Below are 19156 nucleotides of genomic sequence, written 5' to 3'. Positions count from 1 at the left end.
CTATTTTCAGTATTTATTTATTCATTCATGCACTTTATGCATGAAATACTTCGTCTAAAAAACGAAAATTCAATCTCATTATGCTATGTACATGGGAGGCTATTCAATAAAAAATGCAAAAAAAAAGAAGGGCAAGCCCTTCTTTTTTCCATAATTACTTCTTGTTAACGTTTGTAGCTTGAGGTCCACGGTTACCTTGTTCTACTTCGAAAGTAACTTCTTGGCCTTCTTCTAAAGTTTTGAAGCCGTCGCCTTGGATAGCTGAGAAATGAACGAATACGTCTTCTCCGCCTTCAACTTCGATGAAACCGAAACCTTTTTCTGAGTTAAACCATTTTACTTTACCGTTTTGCATTTAAAAAATCCTCCTACAATGTACCTATATGTACATATTCATTTTCAACCACTTTACAATAATACTTCAGACATTAAAAAACTGCAACCCCAGAGGAGATTTAACATTGCTATCCTCCTCGGAAGTTACAGCTCATTTAAATCTCTATATTATTAAAAGTAAAATGGTTTAGATATAATATATCATATCACTATAATAAAAGCAAAGTTTTTTTTGCTATATAACTTTTTTCTTCCGCTGCATTGCTTTTGATTCACCTGATCCAGCTACAACATAGCCCTCTTTTTGGTTAACAATGCGCCAGCCATGCCCTTTAACTGAGTCACATACTGTAACAAGTCCTTCTTCTAGGAGTACACGACAAACCGTACTAATTCCCGCCTTATTTTGCGTTGACGTTGTATATAGCACATGTTGATCTACACTTAAGGCTAAATAGCTACTTGCTTTCTGCTCACTTTGACATGTGTGCCAATATATTTTTTCACTATCAATACTTTCATCTATTTTACAAAAAGAAATATTCCCGCTACTCCCCTTGCACGACCCACTGGCTGCTACTATATAAGAATTGTGTAAAGTCAACGCTGAGATCATCTGATTTATCACGATCTTAATCCTCTTTAATTTACGTGTCTCCAAATTAAAGAGCCAAACACCACCATATTTAGCATGTATTTTCGTACCGATAAATAAGTAATGTTTATATAAAAATAACGATCGAATAGATGGTGCCTCGCCACCATACTCAAGAAATGGATGAATGGTTTCCCATGTCGAACCAAAATCATTCGAATGATACAACGTTTTATCTCCATGAGCAATGACAGTTCCTTTTACATTACTACACACATTCCAACTCGTTGCTTTTGTTGGAAAACGCTGCACCGTCCAGTTCTCTCCACCATTCATACTACGAATAAAAATCCCTTCGTCCCCTACACCATACACTACATTATCCTCGCTATGTAAATCCCTAATTCGTTTTTGAAAACCATTTAAAATTTGTTTCCATTCTCCGTCTTGTTCAATAAATAAGCCATTATATGTAGTAGCTAACATAAGTTTTCCATCTCTTAACTTTGTGATAGCGGTCGCACTTAGCATTGTCTCCACGTTGACACTCCCATTCTTAGAACTTCTCAGCAAATGCAATTGCAAAATTACTGCATTTTTCAACATCCTCTTCATCTTCTGGAGCTAGTTCAATTTTCAACCCTTCTTGTACAAGCTCTGCACCGCGTTCTACAAGTTTCTCTTCAAATATCGTTACCGCTTCACAAAACAGTTCATACGCCGTATCCCCTGATCCGAATACCGCTACTTTTTTCCCTGATAAATCTATATTATCCAAGTCATCATGGAAATCTTCCGCTTCAAATGGTAGTTCACCATCGCCCCACGTATAAGATCCTAAAATAATTCCATCATAGACTAACAATTCTTCTGCATCCATGCCTTCCATTTCTTGTAATACTACTTCATGATCAAAAGCATCTAAACTAACTTTAATTAAATCAGCAATACTCTCTGTATTTCCTGACATACTTGCATAAGCTATTAAAATTTTCGCCACTTCGGCATCCCCCTCTTACAATAAATGATTCTCATTCTCATTATATTAATAATGAGAATCAATTTCAATTATATTTTTATTATTTCCGTTTACTTCATACAAAAAAGCACAGATGACTATACAATCATCTGTGCTTTTTTATTACTTTTTAAAAATACCAAACGGCTTTCCAACTGGTAAAACAACTTTTCCGAAGTGTGTATTTAACACTGCTGCTGCTGAACCATAGAAAGATAATAATGAAATAAGAAGTTCAGAATATGCTGCTAAATTATGCATTGCATGCGGCATAACACCTAAAGTACTTAATGAAAGACCGATAAATAAGAAATCAATAAGGACGAAAATCATAAATAATACTTTATGTGTTTCCATTGCACCAATTGTCATAAAGATTGTGAAAATCAAATATCCGATAAAGGCTACCCCAAGCTGTTTTGAATCTGCAGCTTGTGCTAATTTTTCGCCAAATACTCCAAGTTGAATTAACCAAGTCATTCCAACACCTAACCAAAATAGGCCGTATGCACCGAATGCTGTTGTACCGAACGTATTGTTATGCTTTGCATCGTGAATGCACGCAAAGATTTGTGCGAATCCTCCTAAAAAGATTGCCCATGGTAATACAAGTGAAACGCCATCTGTTAAGCCTAACTTTTGAGATGATGCTACAAGTGTTACCATCGCTAATCCAAATAGACCAATTCCAGATGGATCTGCTGTTGTCATTTTCACATGATGTGTAGTAGTTTGATTGCTCATATAAACCTCCTGATTATAAACATACTCGAATACAATACTTAAATCAGAAGACTATGTCAATGGTTTTTTTTGTATGTTGTCAGACCTTACATTTTGTAATGATTGAAAATACTTCCGACCACTTCATACGGTTTTATATTCACTTTTTTCAACTCATGTATCGGCAACCACAATGGAATATAAATCCCTCTATCTTTCAGCTCGAATTCCTCAGCTTCACCACTTCCGAAAACTCCATCTGTAATATAGGCATTATAATAATACTCCGTACCCTTATACTCCACCGTTGCAATTAGATGCTCCACTTCTATATGTACCCCTAACTCTTCATATACCTCTCGCTTCGTTGCTTCTTCAGGTGTTTCTCCTTTTTCAATTCCTCCGCCTGGAAAAACATAATATGTTTCCCCTTCTCGAATACGTTTTATAAGAGCAATTTTACCTTCCTGCACAATGATAGCCGCGCCGCGATTTCTTATCATTTTATTCCCTCAATACCAATTGCAACTGTTCCCCACTTTTGTTCTTGTTCTTTCGTATATATTTTGTATGTATTTTCTAGCATCTCCTCCAAACTATCATTTTCACAATCCAATAATTTTTTATCAATTTGTTCGTACATTGCTTTAAAACTTTCGTATCGTTTTATTTCCGTTACTTTTACAGTCATCGTTGCTGACGTCGTAAGGTTCGTAAATACAATATGATCTCCTTGTTTTATAAGCTGACGTTTTGTATCGTATAAACGTACTTCATATACTTTTTGTCCTGATTGAATTGATTGAAAAGGTTTATTATATAACCCCATTTCGTATATCATTCATTCCACTCCTTTTTTATTCGTTGCATCTACTACTATATTTGTGCATTACCAATTTATACAACACAGTTCGACTTATTCTAAGTTGCATATAATGTTCTATATCCATTACTTGCTTTAGAGAGGATGCTAAAATTGGTATGTTATATTTAAATCAAAATCCTGAATATAATAAATATGATATCGGTGATTATACTTACAGTAAAGTAGGTCCAACTATTTTTTCTTGGAATGATGAAACAAAATTAAAAATAGGTAAGTTTTGTTCATTAGGGGAAGAAGTCGTGTTCATACTTGGTGGTGAACATCGCGCAGACTGGATAACGACTTACCCATTTAATGCACTTTTTGATGAAGGAGCACATATTACTGGTCACCCTTCTTCAAAAGGTGATATCGTAGTCGGCAATGATGTATGGATTGGTTATCAATCCTGCATTTTATCTGGTGTTACGATTGGTAACGGTGCCATTATTGGTGCAAAGAGTGTCGTTACAAAAGATGTCCCACCATATGCAATTGTAGCTGGTAATCCTGCAAAATTTGTTCGATATCGTTTCCCGCAGGAAATCATTGAAAAACTAGAAAATCTCGCATGGTGGGACTGGGATATTTCTGTTATAAAAGGAGCCATTCCATTTCTACTTTCCAACAAAATTAACGAGTTTTTTACCTCGCCCGAAAATGAATCTATATGATCAATACACATAAAAAGAGCACCCTATTCTTTTAGGATGCTCTTTTTTGTTTTATTTTTTATGCCTGTGCAACTGATTACACGGAGAACATTGAAATGGAATTATATCTAAGCAATTAAAGTTTGTTTCACAAATTTGTTCGATTGTTGGGAAAAACGGTATGACAACAATATTACTTTCTATTATTTGTGTAACAGGTGGTAACACTGTACCTACTTGATGTTCAAAGCGAATACTCGCTTGATTTATATAATTCCCTGAACCGCTTGGTGCACTCTCCACTGCTACTTGGAACGAAACTGTCCGTGCTTCACCTGGATTTAAACTTCCTATAAGAAATCCTGATACTGGGTTTACATTTGGCACTGGCGTATTATCAACTGTTACACTTCCAATGACAAATCGAACACTACTATCTAACATATCTTGAAAACGAATATTTTGTATGACAGTATCCCCCGTATTCGTAATAACTGTCGTAAACGTAATAACATCGCCTATCGTTGCTGTTTGATGATCTGCCGTTTTTACGACTGTCGTTGAAACATTTTGAGGAATAAACGGGATAACAACTGTATTACTATCGCCCTCAACTACTACAGGCGGTTCATTTGGATTCACAGTTGCAAATCCATTCGCTGTAGCAGTATTTGTAACTAGATTATTTATTTGTCCTCCTGTTATTACAACTTGGAAATTAATAATTGCTGCATCATTTGGCTGAAAATCACCTAACGGAATACCAGTATTCGGATTAGCAAATGGAAGAGGTACATCATTTACTGTTACTGTGCCATTTATAAATAACGTATTCGGATCAATGATATCTGTTAAAACAATATTCGTCACAGGAACTGTACTATCATTAATAACAGCAATTCCGTAAGTGACAACATCTCCTACCATTGCTACTTCAAAATCCGCTCCTTTTGCAACAAATAAAATTGCAGTATTTACCGTTACAATAACTGTATTACTCGTGTCCATTACTGTAACTGGCGGCTCTCCTGGTACTAAAATATACTCTGCTAACGCTCCAGCAACGTTTACTACTGTACCACCATCTGGAAAACTTGTAATCGTAGCTTCATACGTTACAAGTACAGTCTCACCAACCGGAATATCTGGTATCGTAAATCCAACCTGCGGATTTAACCCCGGCTGCGGAACTCCATTTATCGTTACACTATTTGCGACGAAATCAGCTTCTTGAGATAACACATCTATAAATTGAACATTCATCGCATCAGCAGTACCGGTATTTAATATACGAACAGTATACGTTACTGTTTCTCCTACTCCAACAATTGGATGATCTACTTCTTTCAGCATATCTAAACTACCTCTATTTACTGGCGTGACTGTCGTATTACTTAAATTCGTAATTGTAAACGAGGGTTCTCCTGGAATCAATACGAAATCACCCGTTACACTCGCCGAATTCATAATACTATTAGAAGGTGGTATTGCGATTACAGTTACTTCGAACTTTATTAATACGCCATTTCCAACTGCGAGATCAGGTAATGAAAAGCCTACAAAAGGATCTAAACCTACTTGCGGAATCCCATTTATCTGTACACTTCCAGGAATGAATTCTAAACCAGGCGATGGAACGTCAATAAATTGAACATTGGTCGCTGTTACCGTTCCCGTATTTGTAACTTGCACACTATACGTTAACGTATCTCCTAATCGTGTTGCTTGCTTATTCACGGTTTTTATAACATTAAATCGTCCTCTATTTACCCTTGTTATTGTCGTATTACTCGGTTCAGTTACTACAACTGGTGGCTCTCCTGGCACTAAAGTAAAACTTCCTGTTATATTTGCAACGTTCGTGATTGTTCCTGATGACGGGATGTTTATAACTGTCGCTTGAAACGTCACTATAACCGTTTCACCAACTAGTATATCTCCAACTTCAAAGCCAGTAATCGGATTTAAGTTTGGTTGCAGGGCTCCATTTACCGTTACACTATTTGGGACAAATGACGCTCCTGCTGAAATCGTATCAATAAATTGAACATTATTTGCTGTTACTGTTCCTGTATTCGTTATTTGCACTGTATAGGTTAATACATCCCCTATTAGAGTAGCTGCTCTATTTACTTGTTTAATAATAGTAAAGCTTCCTCTATTTACAGTTGTTAGCGTTGTGTTACTTGGCTGATTCACTACAACTGGTGGTTCTCCTGGTACTAATATAAAACTTCCCGTAACATTCGCCGTATTGGCAATTGTTCCGTTTGATGGAACACTGACAACGGTTACTTGGAATGTGACTTCTACACTTCCTCCCGGGTTAATATCTGGAAGCGGGAATCCATTATTAGGATCTAATCCAGGTTGTAGCACACCATCTATCGTTACACTATCCGGTACCAATGTTATTGAGGACGGTAATACATCACTATATTGAACATTCGTCGCTATCACTGTTCCCGTATTTTGAACTACTGTTGTATATGTGATTGTATCGCCTACTGCAACAATTGGCTGACTTACTGATTTTAAAACGTTGAATCCAGGTTCATTGATTTCTGTTAATGTCGTATTACTTGTTGTCGTTTCAGTAATAGGCGGCTCTGTTTCACTTACAGCAAATGTAGCCGTAACATCTACAAAGTTTACAACTGTTCCCCCTTGAGGAATACTCGTTACCATCTCTTGATATGTGACAAGCACAAAATCATCTACAGGTATATCGGGAACTGTAAAGCCTATAAACGGATCTAATCCAGGTTCCGGGACGCCGTTTATACTCACACTTCCTGGTACAAATGCTACACCACTCGTACTTGAATCAAGAAATTGAACATTCGTTGCCGGCACTGTTCCAAAGTTAAAAATTAGGACATCATAAGTTAATATTTCCCCAACCGTCGCCGCCTCTTTATCTACTATTTTTACTGGGAAAATTGAAGCTATATTAATTGTCGTAACGACTAAATTCGTTAATATCGTTTGCGTAATCGGTGGCTCCTGCGGATTCGGTTGTGAAGTAAATGTAACGTCAGCATCATTTAATATGACTTCATTATCTGGAATTTCCGTAATGGTCACTTGGAACGTTACAGAAATACTCGCTCCAGCATTTAATAATGGACTAACTGTAAAGCCTATTTCTGGATTTAATCCAAGTTGCTGTATTCCACCTATCGTTACACTATTGTCAACAAACGTTGTCCCTTCCGGAATGACATCTTGAAAAAGTACATCTGTAACAGGAATAATTCCTACATTCGTTATTAGCACTGTATACGTTAATACATCTCCAACAGCTCCAGCGGCAACATTTACTGTTTTTATTGCTGTTACTTCACCAGGAGGAGGTAATGGTATTGTAACTACTGTCGTATTACTTGTATTCGTCGTTGTTACAGGGGGCTGTAAAGGATTTAATAAAAAAGTAGCTGTAGCAGATGCCGTGTTTAGTACAGCTCCTCGTGTGGATGGCGCAACTACTGTTACTTGGAACGTTACAGTCAATGCTGTTCCAGCAGCGATATTAGGAAGCGTAAAACCTATATTTGGATCAAATCCAGGTTGAGGCGTTCCATTTATCGTTACACTATTTGCTACAAAAGTGGTTTCTAGAGCAATTGGATCAAGGAATGACACATTCGTCGCTGTTACCGTTCCATTATTTCTAATGACTATAGAATACGTGTAAGTTTCTCCAAGTGCAGCTTGTTGTACAGATGAAGATTTTTGTATATTTAATCGAGCTGTATTTACTTGCGTCACTACAAAGTTACTATTCGTAACAGTCGTTATTGGAGGGTTTGCAGGATTTATAAGAAAACTTGCAGTAACGTTCGATTGGTTTCTTATATTTCCACCGCTCGGAACACTCGTCACTGTAACTTGAAACGTAATCGTAGCCGTTTGTCCGACCGGAATATTCGGTACTGGGAATCCTGCCATAGGATTCGCACCTTGTTGAACAACTCCATTTATCGTCACACTATTTGCTACAAACGCAGTACCCGACGGAATTGGATCTTGAAAAATAATATTCGTTGCAGGAACAGTTCCTGTATTTTGAATAAGAATCGTATACGTTAACGTATCTCCTACTCCTGCTTGTGGTGTATTTACACTCTTCATTACATTTAGTGATCCCACATTTACTCGCGTCACAACAATATTACTAATCGTCACGATTGTAATTGGTGGCTGGAGAGGACTTACTTGGAAATCCGCAGTTACATTCGCATTATTCGGAAGAACTCTATTTGGTGGTACACTCGTGATCGTCACTTGAAAAGTAACTGTTACCATCCCTCCTACTGGAATATTAGCAAGTGGAAATCCAGTTGTTGGGTTTAAACCGGGTTGAGATATCCCGTTTATTGTTACACTATTCGCTACAAAAGTGGTTCCAGATGGAATTGGATCAAGGAATGACACATTTGTCGCTGCTACCGTTCCACTATTTTGTATACGAACCGTATACGTTAACGTATCTCCTACTCCTGCTTCAGTAGCGCTTACACTCTTCATTACATTTAACCCTGAAGAATTCACCACTGTCATAACAGTATTACTTGGTACTGTTACAGTAATTGGTGGCTCTGTTGGATTTACAAGGAAATCTCCAGTTACATTCGCATTATTTACGACATTATTTCCTTGGGGAATTTCATCAATTAATACTTCAAACGTAACAATTGCACTCGCGCCAGTAGGCAAATTATTTAATGGGAATCCAAGTTCTGGATCTGCCCCTTCTTGTAAAACACCATTAACAACTACACTATTTTCAATAAATAATGTCCCTTGTGGAATTGAATCTTGGAAAAATACATTTGTAGCTGGTACACTACCTGCATTTATAATTTCGATTGTATATACTAAAACATCCCCTACTGTTGCAACATCCGTGTTCACTGATTTCACAACTTCAAAGTTCCCTGATTGTACTGTTGTATTCACAACATTACTCGGAACATTGATTGTTACTGGTGGTTCACTCGGATTCACCTGAAAACTCGCTGTTACATTTGCTTGATTTAAAATAGCTTCATTTTCTGGATCCTGTACAATTAATACGTCAAATGTGACTACAACGGTTTGAGCCGCAGAAATATTCGGAAGAGAAAATCCTGTATTTGGACTCAATCCACTTTGCGGTACTCCATTAATTGTTACAGAATTTGCAACAAATGAAACAGCAGAAGGAATAGGGTCTTGGAAAAATACATTTGTTAACGGAACGTTGCCTGTATTTTGAACGGCAATCGTGTACGTTAAAGTGTCACCGACTGCTGCTTGCGTTGTATTCACTTCTTTTATTACATTTAAACCACCTGTATTCACTTGTGTCACAACTGTATTCGTTTGTCTATTAATCGTTACTGGTGGTTGATTCGGTTTAACGATGAAATTAGCAGATACATTTCCGCGATTCGCAATCGTACCTCCTGATGGCGTGGAAGTTACTCGTACTTGAAATGTAACTGTCCTACTTCCACCTGGAGATATGTTAGCAACTGTAAACCCAGTTCCCGGATTTGCTCCAGGTTGCGAAATTCCATCTACAGTTACACTATTTGCGATAAAAGTCGTTCCAGTTGGGATTGGATCTTGAAAAATAACATTCGTCGCAAGTACATTTCCTGTATTTTGAATTGTTACCGTGTACGTAAGAACATCGTTAACCGTTGCAAAAGCTTTATCCACTGTTTTTCTCGTTGTTATTTCAGCTATATTAATTGTCGTAACTACAGTATTACTTGTCGCTTGCCCTGAAACTGGTTGTTGACCAGGCACTGGAATAAAGTTAAATGTTACACTCGCGCGGTTTGGAATTGGATTGACAAGAGGATTCGATGTTACTCGAACTTGAAAGCGCACTACAGTCGTTTGCGATGCATTAATACTTCCTATATTAATACTGCTTGCTGGATTCGCTCCTGGACGTGCTACTCCATTCACTGTAACACTATTTGGAACAAATGTTGTTCCACCAGGGATACTATCAACAAAAACAACATTATTTGCAGTGACATTTCCATTATTCGTCACATTAATCGTGTATGTTAATACATCATTAAGTGTTGCAGTCTGTAAATCTACAGTTTTTTGCATACTTATAGTTGCTTGATTCACTGTCGTTTGTACTGTATTTGAAGAAGACATACTAGTAATAGGTGGACTACCGACAAAAGGACGGAATTGATATGAGACCATTGCACGATTTGAAATAGGATTTGGGTTTGGGAACGATGTTATTCGCACTTGAAATGTAACAACTCTTTGCGTGTTATTTGGGATTGTGCCTAAATTAATTCCATTAGCAGGGTTCGCATTCGGCTGTGTTACTCCCCCTACTGTTACACTACCTGTAACAAACGTCGTTCCGTTCGGAATACTGTCTTGTAATATAACATTTTCTGCACTTCCCGTACCTGTATTAGGAACTGTAATTGTGTAGGTAAGAATATCTCCAACTCCTGCAACTGTTCTATTGACCGATTTAACAGGATTAATAATTGGCCCCGTTGCATCAATTTGAACCCCAAAACCAGCTGCAGCGTATCCATCTCCATTTGTAACGAATCGAACCGTTGCTGACGTTTGATTGTTTACTAATGATGCAGAGGCATTTACATTTGTAATATCCCACCCTTGCCTTCGGACCGCTAAAGCTATCCCTAATGGCTGATTCAAATCTCCAAACGTTCCAGTTGTATCTAACTCTCCAATGTCGTTACAAATTTGTGACTGAAAGAAATTATTAGCAGGGTTTCTCGGGCCGGATAATGCAACTGTAGCATTTGCATTCGGTCCAAAGCGAAGTTGATCTCCAACAATGTTAGAATCACCTTCTTGAGCAGTTACGAGCACTCGTCCTGTTACAACTCCTGTGGCTGGGGTAGCAAATCCTGAAATAGTAGCATCAACCGGTGGTGATGAAGCATCGATAATTTCTTGACCTGCATAAACTGACAAATTCCGAAGTGGCAAACTTGCATTTTGATAAACAACCTCAAGTGTCCAACCAGCCGAACGACTGATAGTTGGATCAGATGAAGTTCTTGCGGCTGGCACTGCACCCGTTGTATAAGTTCCTGCCCCACCTGCACTAACAAGATTCGTTACATTAGCAGAGCGAGCGTAATAAAATTGGTTTCCTACTGAACCTTGTTGCGCGGTAGCAGGATCTGGCGTAACAGAAAACGTCCCTGCTGGCGTTGTAAATGTAATGTTATCATTTAAAAAAGGTAAAACATCTTCCGTATCAGTCCGGAAAGTACCGGCCCAAACTAATTCTGCATATAACACACTGCTTCCCGCTGGAAGATTTAAAATTGCACTTGAAGAATTCAATTGCCACTCATCTGTTGTCCCTGCTGGGAATCCTGGTACTTGCAACGCTGTATTTACTGTCGTAAACACAGCAAGTGTACCAAAAATATTACCTGGTGCAGGTGATGTAGGGCTAAGTCCCAGCGTATTTCCAGTGAACGTGACGGCACCAGGTACTGTCGTCGTAAAACGATTTATAAAAGGCACACAATCATCTCATTTCAATTATAGTATAAAGTGCTCTATACTATAAAATGTAGACAAACTATGCAATGTACTTTGTCCAACAAAATTCCGCACATACGAGAGGAGCTTACTACACTATGCGTTATGTTATCGTAACAGGAACCTCACAAGGTTTAGGTGAGGCAATCGCCGCACAATTGTTAGAAGAAAACACGAGTATCATTTCTATTTCTAGAAGAGAAAATAAAGAACTTACGAAACTCGCAGAGCAATATAACAGCAATTGTATTTTCCACTCCTTAGATCTTCAAGATGTACATAACTTAGAAACGAACTTTAACGAAATCATTTCATCTATTCAAGAAGACACTGTATCATCTATTCATTTAATTAATAACGCTGGTACACTCGCACCAATGAAACCAATTGAAAAAGCTGAAAGCGAACTGCTCATTACGAACGTTCAAATTAATTTACTTGCACCGATGATTCTTACCTCCACTTTCATGAAACATACGAAAGATTGGAAAGTAGATAAACGTGTTATAAACATTTCATCTGGTGCAGGGAAAAATCCTTATTTTGGATGGGGCGCTTATTGTACAACGAAAGCTGGTGTAAATATGTTTACACAGTGCGTAGCAACCGAAGAAGTGGAAAAAGAATATCCAGTAAAAATCGTCGCATTTGCACCTGGTGTTGTTGATACAAGTATGCAAGCACAAATTCGTGAAACAAATAAAGAAGACTTCATACATTTAGATCGCTTTATCGCACTAAAAGAAGAAGGAAAACTACTATCACCTGAATACGTTGCGAAAGCAATTCGTAGCTTACTAGAAACTGAGAATTTCCCGCAAGGTGAAGTAATTCGAATTGATGAATAACAAAAAGGCACGCTCTACTAGCGTGCCTTTTCATTCTATTTCTCTAAAAATATAAGTACAGACTCCGCAATTTGTTCATAACCAATCTCTTGGTAAATTTTATTTGATGTCGGATTTGCCAGATCCGTATATAAAGTCGTTGTTTTGTAACCTTCATCTAACATACGTTGACTAAGTGTGGCAACACAACTAGATGCGTACCCTTTTTTCCGTGCTTCTTTCGGTGTATATACGAAATTAACTGTTATATTGTTTGTAGTCGGTCTCGTTTTTGCAGCTACAGAAACAAGTTTCCCGTCTACTTCTAGACCAAAAAGACGACGATTAGTAATTAATGTATGGGCGGTTTGTTTCGCTTCTTCTTTTGTAGTAGGAAGCTTCACATCTTCGCAGAATTGATATATCCACTGTTCTATTAATGGTAGCTCCTCACTACTTACTTCTCGAAAGATTCCATCTCCGTTCCACTTTTTCTTTACTTGTTTTAATTCATATACACCTTGCTCCATTGCAACAATAGTTTTTTTCTGTTCTAACGTCGCAATCTTTTCCGCTAATTTCTGTACAATTTTCTTATTACCAATCAATCCTGGAACATTTGGGTATACTTCCGTTAATTTTTTTGCAAGTTCCACGATGTCCGCTTCCGCAATTTCAGACGTAGCAACAATGATTTGTTTCTTCTCTTCCGTTTGAAGAAATACAGCCGCTATCTCTTCCTCTTGTTTTGCTATCCCCATAAATATCGGTTGTTGGACCATTTGTAATACACCTAATATGAGATTATTTTCCTGCTCATTCTTTTCTAAAAATGGCGTAACCTCTTCTTTAAAAGCAAGAATCTTTTCATATACATGTAATTGAATCATCGACAATCTCTTCTCTCTATTTATAGTTTCATTAAGTATTGGCGATTAATTCACTAAATTCCTCTTTTACGATTCAATAATATTCAAAGCTAACGTATTCAAATCATTTTCAGCTTGTAAAATTCTTTGTTTTTCCCTTTCAAATACCTCTTCTTCTTTTTGAAATGACTCTTTTCGATTTTTAATCATGCGCTCCATTTCTTTTTTACTCGGTCCACCGTATACATTTCTTTTTTGAATAAAAGCTTCTGGCGATACAATCTCTTCCCACTCGTTTTCTAATAAATGTATTTTAAAATTTTCTTGTAAGTATATATTTACATCTTTTAAATGTAATTCATGTAGCTCCTTTTGTTGCTCCAATGACATTTTCGCAATAACACTTGCTGCATGATGCGCCTGCCGAAATGGAATGTCATAGTTCTTGGTCAAAACATCTGCGAAATCAGTTATCGTAATTGCATGTTTATAGGAACGACTTTTCAACGTTTCTTCTTCTACTTTCATCGTTCGAATCACTGCATTCATAATACAAAAAACACGAATAGTCTTTTCAATTCCTTTATATAAATACGGCTGCAAGTCATCTTCCGTATCGACAATATCACCAAATGGTGTATTATGAATCATTTGAAATACTGTAAATGCTTCTCCTAAAGCACTACTCGTAATCGCACGGGCGTGTTCAATGGAAACTGGATTTCGCTTTTGCGGCATAATACTACTAATTTGTACATATGGCTTCGCAACAGTAATACCATCATATTCTTTCGTCGCTAATAGTAAGAAGTCATGAATCCATCTGCTCGTATTCGTCATAATTACCATAAGTAACGAACTAACTTCTAATAAATAATCCGCTCCAGCAACAGCATCATATGAGTTTTCAATTACATTTGTAAACCCAAGTAAATTGGCAACTCGCTCTCGTTTAATCGGGAAACTTGTTGTAGAAAGAGCGGCGGCTCCCATTGGAGACTGATTTAACAGTTTGTACGTTTGTTTCATTCGTTCTAAATCTCTCTGCATCGTATCATAAATCGCTAACATATAATGACCAAATGTTGTTGGCTGCGCTGGTTGTGTATGTGTATAAGCTGGCATAATCGTTTCTTTATGATCAGCAGCAAGTTGTAGTATACTTTCTTGCAATAACAAATGATGCTCCATTAATCGTAGTACATATCGCCTTAAACTCATACGATACATCGTTACACCCATATCATTTCTACTTCTGCCAATATGCATATTACTTACAAAATCGCATTTCGCTTCTTGAAAAATTAAATGTTCGACTAAAAAAAAGAGATCTTCATGCTGTTCTGTATATAGCAATTGATCTTTTGGAATCCCCTCTATCTTTTTTAGTGCATGTAATATAACTTTAGCTTCTTCCTTTTTCATTAAATTCTCTTCCGTCAGCATCGCAATATGCGCTTTATGCACTTGAAACATATCTTTTAATAAGTAATCTCGCTGAAAATGAAATACATGTTGTAATACACAATCGACATATGTTTTCCCAGGGAAATCAGCGCCTTCACTCTTTATAAACTCTTCTTTACTTTGTTTCATCACCTTTTCCCCTCTCACCTAAGTATTACTACCCATCATACCCAGAGATAGAAAAAAAGTGCTTGTATATAAAAAACTCGGTGCTCTCTGCACCGAGTTTATTTAATAAAAGTCGCATCATACTTATCACTTTGCAACACTTGGAAATGTAAGTTCGCTAAATGTTTTCGTATTTCTGCACTGTCGTCTTCATTTAAATTATTTGCTAAAAACACAATTTCTGTACAGTTCCCGCGTTTATCCATCGCATAAACTGCTTTTGTAACTGTCCATGGCGTATAGCCATTTTTTTGCCCTGCATGTCTAAATGTTTTACGGTATTTCTTAGCACTCATATCTGTTTCAACGATATTCGCCCACACTTTTTCTTCGGCTTCTGTTAGGCCACCTTTATGATTCGCCTTTTGAAGCAATACCATATAATCATTTGCAGAAGCTGCTGGTAATCGATCTGACCAAATTTTATCGTAACGTTCCTCTAAGTAAAGAGGAATTTCCTTCTGTAATAATGGCCCCTTCTTTTTTAAGCGTTCATGAATAATCATCGCATATTCACGATATTGCTCTTGAGACATTTCTTTTAACTTTTTCTCTATTTTATATTTCGGAACATGTAGTTCTTTATGCAAATATCCAGGGATGTATAAAGATGAAACAATCGGAAATAGCGGCTGATGTGCTGGAAGTGATAAACTTTGTAAATTCCGATTAATATTATCTAATCCTAACACTTCCATTAAATATTCAGCATTCGCATTCGAACTAAATTTGACCATTCCTTTTGCCACTTCTTCTAAAGAAACTGCTCCTTCTGTTATCTTGTCTGTCTTTTGTAAATACTTTTGCCATCTATCTTGTGCACCGCCATCTGTATTCGGTACGTAATAACGATTCACATCATTAATGGAAACAAAACTAGACGGATCAATTTTCCCTTCTGTAACTTGTTTCGTATATTCAAGCGCCACGATTAATTTCATCGTACTAGCAACTGGCAATACAACATTGGGATTTACAGAATAAACAATTTTATCATTTCTCTTTACTAGAAGCGCACTATTTTTTTCATCTTTATGTTCTTCAATAAAGGATGCTATATACTGCGCATCATCATTATTTGAACTCCACACTTTTTTCACTAAAAAATTACCCGATATTAGCAAAACGAAAATACCCACAATTACTGCGCATACTATAGTTTTTTTCAAGTAAAATTCCTCTCCTATTGTGTAACTCTTCTCTATTTATCTAAAAAAACAAAATAATGGAGATGGTTATTTAAATAACCATCTCCATTATTTTAACTTGTATTCTCCTATTATGTCTACGTCATAATTTTCACGAAGTCTTCGAGAAATTTTTTATAATGTAATGACCAACCGATTCGCACCCAATTCTTTAAAGCTTTTGAGTCGGGTTGCGGACGGAAATCAGCAATACTTTCACCCTTTGCAATTCCAACTGTATCTATATCAACTCGGCGATATACATAATCTAAAAGAGACGGATTCGCCGCAACCATCATTGTAACGACATCATGTACTGGGCTCCCTGTTATTTTTGGGTTTAACTTTTTATACGCTTTATAATAATACGTAAATATTGGTTCAATTAATTTATTAAAATTCGTTTTAGAGTGTTTCGTAATATATTTCACCATTTCTGGCGTAATAATTGCTTCAGATGTAACGTTAAGTGGTACTAATGTCACATTCTTGGCATTTTGCATAACTAATTGTGACGCAATGGGATCACCATGAAAATTAGCCTCTGCTACTGGTGTCACATTGCCAGGCATTAAAAAAGCACCGCCCATTATATAATATTCTTTCACATACTTCATCATCGGCTTTTCTAAAATAAATGCTGTCGCTAGTGTCGTTGACCTACCAGCATCAACAATGATTAATTCTCCTTTATACTTTTCAAGAATATCAAAAAAAGAACAAAAAGGTTTTATATTTGGCGAAAAAGCCTTTGGAGGTTTAATTGGTCCTAATCCATCTGCCCCATGAATTTCTGGATAATACGTTGTAACATCCCCGGATAAAGGGATCTTTGCACCATTTATAACAGGTATATCTTCCCGCCCCGCCATTTGCAGCAAATATGCTGCATTACTCGTCGCCTTTTCTTGCGTGACATTTCCATATCCGGTTACAACACCAACAATATCAATATCAGGATGCATAATTCCGTACATGATGGCTAAAGAGTCATCAATTCCTGGGTCTCCCAAAAATAATACTTTTTTCATCGACCTCAACTCCATCCCCTCAATTGTTATTAATTTATGAATAACCTTACATATACAGAATAAAAAAGAATAAATTCACACAAAAAAACGCAGTCCTCTATAAGGACTACGTTCTTCCTCTAACCTATACTGTTTTTCTTCACAGCACTCATGCTTCCAATGATATAAGCGATAAACGCTAAACAAATCGGGAAGACAACTGTATGTATACCGAACGGATTTGGATAGAAAAGATGGATACACATATATGAACCGACCCCAACTAAAATAGAGGCAAGCGCTCCTGTTGCATTTCCTTTTCTCCAATATAACCCTAATACGATTGGCCAAATGAATGCTGCTTCTAATCCACCGAAAGAAAATAAATTTAACCATATTAAAAAATCTGGTGGTTTAATAGCTGCTGCATAAACGAGCAGCCCTACGATACCAGTAATCCACAAACTTCCTTTTCTGATCGTACTGTCTGCTGCATCTTTATTTATGTAATTTACGTATATGTCTTTAATAATTGATGAACTTACAAGTAACAATAACGAGTTTACTGTAGACATAATTGCTGCCATTGGCGCAGCTAAGAAAACACCGGCTAACCAAGGTGGCAACACTTCCATCGCGAGTAGCGGCATGACTTTATCCGGTACCGTTATACCTGGAAGTACGACTCGTGCAAATACACCTGTTAAATGCATACCAATCATAATTGTACCTACAACAACTGTTCCAATGATTAATGCTTGATGCATAGCTTTTGAATTTTTATAAGACATGGCACGCACGCTAATTTGCGGTAAACCAACAACGCCAATTCCAATTAAAATCCAAAATGATGTCACATATGATTTCGTTAAACTACCATCCGCTCCGAACGGTGTAATTAAATTCGGATTGATTTGAACAAGTTCCTGCATAATCTTTTCAATTCCACCACCAGCAATGACAGTAGCAATTAAAATGATTGTCGTTCCAACTAACATAATGATTCCTAATAGCGTATCTGATAAAGCAACTGCACGAAATCCACCAATTAATACGTACACAAGTACAGAAAAAGTAAATAGAAATAGTGCTGTTGTATAAGATAGACCCGTTAGCGACTCAATTAATCGGCCACCGCCGACCCATTGAGCTACTGTTGCTGAAAATAAAAAGATAATTATACATAACGCAGAAAGTATAACAACTGCTTTATTATTGTATCTTCCCTTTAAATAATCGATAAGAGTAATAGCTTCCATCTTCCGAGCGATAATCGCAAACTTTTTACCGATAACCGTTAATACTATATACCCTGTTACAACTTGAATCGCAGATAATAATACCCATCCGAGGCCCATATTGTACGCAATACCTGGACCACCAATAAAGCTACTAGCACTACCGTACGTAGCAATCATTGTCATCGCTAATAATAAACCGCCAAGCTCACGCCCACCAAGAAAATATTCTTGTAAAAATTTATTATTAGCAGTCGCTTGTACGCGTCTTGAAGCATATACACCAATTAAAAACACAACGATAAATGAAATTATCATTGGAATGATTACATACCAATTCATCTATTATTCCTCACTTTTTTCTTCCTCATCGAGTGAAATATCTTGAAATACAAAACGAACAACTAAACTAAGTAAAATAACCATAACGACAAACCCAACGATACAGCTATAAAAAAACCATGCTGGAAAACCGAATACATATGTATATTCACTTGGATTTTTACTACCAAGCCCATAAGCAAATCCGTACCATATTATAAAATTGATAATAGCAAGTCCAAGACCAATTAACGCTTCTCTATGGGCGATTCGAAAGCGTGGATCATCATGATAATCCTTCATTTTTCTCCCTCCT

General features: G+C 37.0%; 15 protein-coding genes. 2 read left to right on the top strand and 13 right to left on the bottom strand.

The window, feature by feature from the left end; translation table 11 throughout:
• Positions 1-154 precede the first annotated feature (154 nt).
• From cspB to FOT98_RS08480, 6 genes are all read right to left on the bottom strand, one after another.
• The gene (cspB, locus tag FOT98_RS08505) at positions 155-355 is read right to left on the bottom strand and encodes a cold shock-like protein CspB (protein ID WP_001179148.1); all 201 of its coding nucleotides are present in this window, start codon (positions 353-355) and stop codon (positions 155-157) included.
• A 216-nt stretch (positions 356-571) separates the two neighbouring features.
• Positions 572-1471, bottom strand: coding sequence for a WD40/YVTN/BNR-like repeat-containing protein (locus FOT98_RS08500; protein ID WP_063262517.1), 900 nt, complete (start codon positions 1469-1471; stop codon positions 572-574).
• 16 nt (positions 1472-1487) lie between these two features.
• Entirely contained in the window at positions 1488-1931 is a 444-nt protein-coding gene (locus FOT98_RS08495) for a flavodoxin (RefSeq protein WP_001062768.1), read from the bottom strand.
• 141 nt (positions 1932-2072) lie between these two features.
• Complete coding sequence (locus FOT98_RS08490; RefSeq protein ID WP_000070938.1) at positions 2073-2693, bottom strand: acetate uptake transporter; 621 nt, start codon at positions 2691-2693, stop codon at positions 2073-2075.
• Between the two features lie 86 nt (positions 2694-2779).
• On the bottom strand, positions 2780-3175 hold the full coding sequence (locus FOT98_RS08485) for an NUDIX hydrolase (RefSeq protein WP_063262516.1): 396 nt from the start codon (positions 3173-3175) through the stop codon (positions 2780-2782).
• The gene (locus FOT98_RS08480) at positions 3172-3513 is read right to left on the bottom strand and encodes an ASCH domain-containing protein (protein ID WP_061678466.1); all 342 of its coding nucleotides are present in this window, start codon (positions 3511-3513) and stop codon (positions 3172-3174) included. The genes FOT98_RS08485 and FOT98_RS08480 overlap by 4 nt, the downstream gene beginning before the upstream one ends.
• Before the next feature lie 140 nt (positions 3514-3653).
• Between FOT98_RS08480 and FOT98_RS08475 the strand changes: the two genes are divergently transcribed.
• The gene (locus tag FOT98_RS08475; protein ID WP_063262515.1) at positions 3654-4211 is read left to right on the top strand and encodes a CatB-related O-acetyltransferase; all 558 of its coding nucleotides are present in this window, start codon (positions 3654-3656) and stop codon (positions 4209-4211) included.
• A 51-nt stretch (positions 4212-4262) separates the two neighbouring features.
• Here the strand turns inward: FOT98_RS08475 and FOT98_RS08470 are convergent, their stop codons facing one another.
• Positions 4263-11735, bottom strand: a complete 7473-nt coding sequence (locus FOT98_RS08470) for a beta strand repeat-containing protein (protein ID WP_063262514.1) — start codon at positions 11733-11735, stop codon at positions 4263-4265.
• A gap of 116 nt (positions 11736-11851) precedes the next feature.
• On the opposite strand from FOT98_RS08470, the gene FOT98_RS08465 reads away from it, so the two are divergent.
• Positions 11852-12601, top strand: a complete 750-nt coding sequence (locus FOT98_RS08465) for a (S)-benzoin forming benzil reductase (protein ID WP_063262513.1) — start codon at positions 11852-11854, stop codon at positions 12599-12601.
• Positions 12602-12636: 35 nt separating this feature from the next.
• Here the strand turns inward: FOT98_RS08465 and FOT98_RS08460 are convergent, their stop codons facing one another.
• The 6 genes from FOT98_RS08460 to FOT98_RS08435 form a co-directional block, all read right to left on the bottom strand.
• Positions 12637-13470 carry a GNAT family N-acetyltransferase gene (locus FOT98_RS08460; RefSeq protein WP_063262512.1) on the bottom strand — a complete coding sequence of 278 codons (834 nt, stop codon included), beginning with the start codon at positions 13468-13470 and terminating at the stop codon, positions 12637-12639.
• A 66-nt stretch (positions 13471-13536) separates the two neighbouring features.
• Entirely contained in the window at positions 13537-15045 is a 1509-nt protein-coding gene (gene argH / locus FOT98_RS08455; RefSeq protein WP_063262511.1) for an argininosuccinate lyase, read from the bottom strand.
• A 98-nt stretch (positions 15046-15143) separates the two neighbouring features.
• The gene (locus FOT98_RS08450; protein ID WP_061678472.1) at positions 15144-16253 is read right to left on the bottom strand and encodes a serine hydrolase; all 1110 of its coding nucleotides are present in this window, start codon (positions 16251-16253) and stop codon (positions 15144-15146) included.
• Positions 16254-16369: 116 nt separating this feature from the next.
• Complete coding sequence (locus FOT98_RS08445) at positions 16370-17302, bottom strand: nucleoside hydrolase (RefSeq protein WP_063262510.1); 933 nt, start codon at positions 17300-17302, stop codon at positions 16370-16372.
• A gap of 119 nt (positions 17303-17421) precedes the next feature.
• Complete coding sequence (gene panF / locus FOT98_RS08440; RefSeq protein ID WP_001104843.1) at positions 17422-18861, bottom strand: sodium/pantothenate symporter; 1440 nt, start codon at positions 18859-18861, stop codon at positions 17422-17424.
• Positions 18862-18864: 3 nt separating this feature from the next.
• The gene (locus tag FOT98_RS08435) at positions 18865-19143 is read right to left on the bottom strand and encodes a YhdT family protein (RefSeq protein ID WP_000656242.1); all 279 of its coding nucleotides are present in this window, start codon (positions 19141-19143) and stop codon (positions 18865-18867) included.
• Between the last annotated feature and the right edge of the window lie 13 nt (positions 19144-19156).

Origin of the sequence: Bacillus sp. HY001 (assembly GCF_007558965.1) — a bacterium.
In the GTDB taxonomy this organism is placed as follows: domain Bacteria; phylum Bacillota; class Bacilli; order Bacillales; family Bacillaceae_G; genus Bacillus_A; species Bacillus_A mobilis.
Note: the sequence above shows the minus strand (reverse complement) of the source record. Positions and strands in the feature narration are given on the sequence as shown.